Genomic DNA, 4,796 nt, shown 5'->3' with positions numbered 1-4,796 from the left:
AGGGGCTGACGGGCGCTTGTGCCCGCAGCCACCCGCCAGACCCAACACTTTCAGTGTGAAGAAAACGCCTGGTCAGACGACACGAATTTGCGGGGGTTTGCGGCTCCGAAAAGGGTGCGGTAGCTCGGGTCACCCGATCTGTATGCTCGACTCCGCTTGACGAGGCCACCGCCGAGCGCTGAGAACGCCGGAACATCGAATCCAAGACTGTCCGGCTGTTGAAGTCCGCCATAAAGTCCACGCGTGGTGGACTTCAACACGTAGCCCCCACGCGCAGGAGCGGGAGAAGCTAGTGCGACGCGGCCGATGCCGACCGGTGGCTACAACCGAGACCGTGGTCGCGGCGGGGCCCGAGATCGGGCGATGGCTGGTACATCCGGATACGCGCCGGTCGTTGCACAGTCTTGGCTCTTGGTGCAGTGATCGGTTCGGGTCAGGGTGGTCTTGGTCGTAGATCTTCTCGCGGGCCCGATCCTCAAGCCTCCGGCGCTCGAGAGACAGTTCCTCGCGTCGCTGCTGCTGCTCAAGAACATCCTGGACCCGGACATCGCGGCGATCGATGCGGGCTTGCTCTGCGCCTGGACACTGGCCTCGTCCTCGACGCAACGGTGTGCATTGTCAAGAGCGCTCGAGCGGACAGCCGCGTCGAAGGTGTCGGCGAGTTTCTGTTCCCAGGCGAAGCGGGCGAGGTTGGCACTTCGCGCGGTAGCCTCGGCCAGGGCTCTCACGGCAGCGGGGCGCTGTTAGAGTGGGTCCAGGTCGTCACGTACCTGGGCTATCTCGGTTTCGGTTGCGGCACCGGTGCCGCAACGTCACTTTCCGCACAAGGTCGAACAAGTCCCTGCGGGCCTTCCGGGCCTGTTTCTCGACCGGCGGCGTGCGCCTGGGGAGTTGGATCGCGGCAGCCTGCCGGGTCGAGTCGCTCGTGACGCTGTGGGAGTGCTGCCGATTTCACTGGTGGCGCTGCGACCGATGTGGTCGATCCAGTGCGGTAGGCGCGAGTCGTCACGCAGCGCGGTACAGTGGCGGGAACGCTCGATCCCGAGGAGGGAATCGGGCAGCGCCTGCGCATCTCCTCAAGGGTCTGCCGGATCAACCTGGGTTCTACGACCCAGTTGATCTGGCTCCTGCCTTGGCGTCGATCCCGCGCAGCAGCTCTTCGTAACAACGAATCGTCCGGTCACTCAGCGCGGCACTGCAACATCGGTAGGGTTGCTCAAACCTTGACTCGGGTGATCATCATTTCCGGTGACGGAGCCCAGCACACCGTGGATGAACTGCTGCTTGGAGACCCATTCTGTGAAGCCCCAGGGGTTATAGATTTCCAGCATGTCGTCTTGCACGGCCATGATCACCAATTCGTGGGCAACTCCCTTCCCCGAGGCCGGAGACACGGTGATGGGAACCGGTTTTCCTGCATTCACCGCGGTCTCGATCTCCGGCAACATTGCCTCACGCGCCGCTGACATCTCGGAAGGTGAAGCACCAGCAACGTGCGTTTCCGTATAAGCATCGCCAGTAACCGGCTGGAGCATAGTGGTGAACAGTTTTTCCGCGTCCTTGCCGCCGGGATGCTTGGCGTCGGTGGCATCGTAGACATGAACCAACCGGTCGCGGAACGCTGCTCGGGAATCGTTGCCGGGGTCCGCGCCGCCTACTACTGACGCTGCCGGACCTTGGCCGGTTGTCAATCCCAGCATGAATACTGGGTCGTTAGCAGCCCGCGCGATGATGGTGGCCGCAGAAACGCAGTCACCCTTATCCTGACCGAATATTTTGTCAACATCGACCCCATCTTTCTCCCCTGCCGGTGTCGTGGACCCAGGTTCATAACGCAATGCATGTTCCCCACCTTCTTCTACTTCCCCTGATATATCCGGGCTATTAACGTGGGGATTCAAGTGGTCGAACAGCCAATCGAAATCATTTCCGTGCGGGTGGATCAGTTCGTCAAATGCCTGGACGTCAGCCAGTGAATAGCCGGCTGCCAGCGCTTTCCAAATATACGCAGCCTCCTGCGGAGATTTAGCGCCGCCCAGCATTTCATCAAATTTTTTGCGATCCGCTTGAGACATGTTGTTCAGCAGCTGCGAGCCGCGCGCCAACGCTGTCGGCGTGAGGATGTTATCGAGGAGATCACTCCGCGCAAATCCGCCGTCGTCAGCATACGACAAAGCTATCGACGACAATGGATCGATGCCGGGTGAATTGATCTGCCTCGCCCGGGCTTCTGCAGCAATCTGGTTCAGTGCGCTCACCACATCGGTTGCAGCATGATCCCGGATATTGGCCGCAACGAGTCGTTGCCGACATCCCAGCGCCGCCTGATCGCGAATCTCGAACCACTTGATCCCCGACTCGTCCGGTGACAGCGCCGCATCCCTGACCTGCCGCAGCAGTTCGATCCCCTGCTCATCGAGTTTCTGCGCCTGCGCCAGCTGCTCGGCAAAAGCATTTAAGGCGTCAGCTCCACCCTTGAAGGCGACATGGGCCAACCCAGATTGGGATGCAAGAGCCCGCACAGCTTCCGCTGCGGTCTCGGCAGCCGCTCCACGCCAGGCGGCGGGGAGCGATCCGGCCGCCACCGAGGTCAAATCCACCGCGGCTCTGTCACATGCCTCCGCGGCGGCTTTATAATCGCCTGCCCGCTCGGTAATGCTTGTCGGGGAGCCACCCGGCGAAGGAGGCATCAGGGCGATGTCGATCGCGCGCGGCAAGCCCGTGGATAGCACCGATACACGATGATCGAACATCAGGTCATCGATCACGTTCAACGCCGCGTGCAGCGCGGGCACCGTACTCATCGCCGACTTTCCCGCGGGCGGCGCGTTGCGCTATTAGGCTCGGCCATGCCACTTCCACTCAATTGGGCAATCCTGCCGTACGGAGCGGTTCACTGGGAACTCTCACACAAGGCGTACTGCTATTACACGTCGGCTATCATCCGGCGTCCATCCAGATCTGCTACTTTATATTTCGCAGTGGCGTCGGGCAGCAGCTTCCTGAGTTCGGCTATTGCCGAGCTCGTCACACCTATCTCCCGAACCCAAGCCTGATGAAATGCTGACCATGCGGATGCTATGGCCGTATCGCCGAAGATTCCCGGATCCATCATAACGAAAAATGCATCGCCGTTCGATCTCGCCAGGCGTTTGTTTACCGTGGTGAAAATCTCGTCTACCAGATCGACTGCCGCTATGGGTCCGGGCATGTGGTCCGGATGGAGTATCAGACCGCTTCCTTCGGGAAGCGGATGTATTGTGGTATCGTAAGGCGGAGTCGGCGTTTTCGAGATATTCTCCTGCGAACCGCCGTTCCCGGTCAAGTCACCTTTGCCCTCACTTTCATCCGGTCTGGTCATGCGCTTCTCTCCTGCTCTTGAGTCTTGACCGTCGACGGATAGGGAGATCTCGCCCTGCCGCCGGCGATAGGGTTGCCCATTGCCAGAGAAACCGGCGAGTGCACTACCGGTGTGACCTTCCCACGGGAAATGATCGACACGAAATGGGGGAAATCCCTACGATGAAACGTGGGTCTACCTCGCTGGTACATGGTGGTGATCTGGGCGCGGCAGGCGGTGACGGCAACGCGCTGTCGGTGCGGCGATCGAGCGGGGCTAATGCTGCGTTCCTCAATGATCATGTATCTTGTTGTGGGTCTTGTTGGTTCGGGTGTCGTGGAGTGGTTCTGCCGAAGGTGCTGGTCGCGCGTCCTGCGCGGGATGTGTTGGAGGAGCGGAATATTCGTAAGCTCGCTGGGGCGCGGCATGCTCCGGGTGATTGACTGCAGATCGTGTGTCCCACTCTGGCGGTCGCTCTGGCTGTCGCCGGGGCGCTGCGCCGGGTCGGGGCCGTCGCCGCAGTGCGTCACCACGAGAGAACCGGCGCCGATCACGTCACCGCGACCGGGATCGACGCGGTCACCACAGCGCTGACCGCGATCAGCGCACCCCGGGCGGCGCGGCAGGTCCGCGCGCGCTGGGACGACAAGCGCCGCCGCACCCGCCCCGCGACGCGGGAACTCACCGCCGCCAACACCGGCCGCGCCCAGCAGGCCGCCGCCACCCAGCTCGCGGCCGTGCGGGCGGCGCTCGCGGTGCTCGGCGACCGGGTCCCCGACCACCTCGCGGCCATCGCGCACCTGCGGCTGCAACACCCGCACGCCGGGATGGGCGCGCTCGGGAAGCTGGCCACCCCACCCCTGTCGAAGGACACCGTCGCCGGACGATTGCGACGGCTGATCGCCCTGGCCGACCGCCACACCACGGGCTGCGGCACGACCGGAACACCCTGACCATCACAGCAGCGGCTACTGTTCAGCAAAGTCGCACCGTCGGTGGGTTGCTCCGACCCGGTCGACACCCCTGTGCACGGACAGGAGGTAGGGCGGTGACGTCGTGGCGTGAGGCGGCCGGTGGTCACGGTTTCGGCTGGATGATCGCGTTGGGTGTCGGGGCGGTGGTGAACAAGGTCGGGCAGCGGGCGGGGTGTGCACCGTTGAGCTGGGAGTTGTTCGTTACCGAGGACACCGGCGCGCTCGCGGTCTCCGGCACCACCGCCGGCCGGGACTACAGCGAAGCCCAGGTTCCGGAGATCGTGCAGGCCTGGGCGCAGCTGCTGGGGTTGTCCCGCGGTCGTGCCACCGTCCACGGGCGGGACCATCGAGTACCGGGGAGTCATCGATGCGATCGAGGTCGAGGTCTGGGGCGTCATCGACCAGCAGTTCTTCGACCTCGTTGCCGGACTCGACTTCCCCGAATGAACAGCAGTCGCCCAGCAGGCGAGGCGGGCATCAGG

The 4,796-nt window shown here is 63.0% G+C and carries 4 protein-coding genes; 2 read left to right on the top strand and 2 right to left on the bottom strand.

Annotated features, from left to right (window positions below; all coding sequences use genetic code 11):
- Positions 1-1,184: 1,184 nt before the first annotated feature.
- Entirely contained in the window at positions 1,185-2,804 is a 1,620-nt protein-coding gene (locus ACWEO7_RS38070; RefSeq protein ID WP_452430538.1) for a hypothetical protein, read from the bottom strand.
- Between the two features lie 122 nt (positions 2,805-2,926).
- The gene (locus ACWEO7_RS38065) at positions 2,927-3,361 is read right to left on the bottom strand and encodes a hypothetical protein (RefSeq protein WP_452430536.1); all 435 of its coding nucleotides are present in this window, start codon (positions 3,359-3,361) and stop codon (positions 2,927-2,929) included.
- Between the two features lie 431 nt (positions 3,362-3,792).
- On the opposite strand from ACWEO7_RS38065, the gene whiA reads away from it, so the two are divergent.
- Both whiA and ACWEO7_RS38055 read left to right on the top strand, forming a co-directional pair.
- Positions 3,793-4,293, top strand: a complete 501-nt coding sequence (gene whiA / locus ACWEO7_RS38060; protein ID WP_452430534.1) for a DNA-binding protein WhiA — start codon at positions 3,793-3,795, stop codon at positions 4,291-4,293.
- Between the two features lie 342 nt (positions 4,294-4,635).
- Positions 4,636-4,761 (top strand): hypothetical protein, encoded by a 126-nt coding sequence (locus ACWEO7_RS38055; protein ID WP_452430532.1) that lies wholly within the window; start codon positions 4,636-4,638, stop codon positions 4,759-4,761.
- Positions 4,762-4,796: the final 35 nt, after the last annotated feature.

Source organism: Nocardia sp. NPDC004260 (genome assembly GCF_053603155.1).
Note: the sequence above shows the minus strand (reverse complement) of the source record. Positions and strands in the feature narration are given on the sequence as shown.

What these genes read in the sequence shown, in the direction of transcription:
- ACWEO7_RS38070 (WP_452430538.1), bottom strand. Translation starts at nt 2,804, where the DNA reads ATGAGTACGGTGCCCGCGCTGCACGCGGCGTTGAACGTGATCGATGAC.
- ACWEO7_RS38065 (WP_452430536.1), bottom strand. Translation starts at nt 3,361, where the DNA reads ATGACCAGACCGGATGAAAGTGAGGGCAAAGGTGACTTGACCGGGAAC.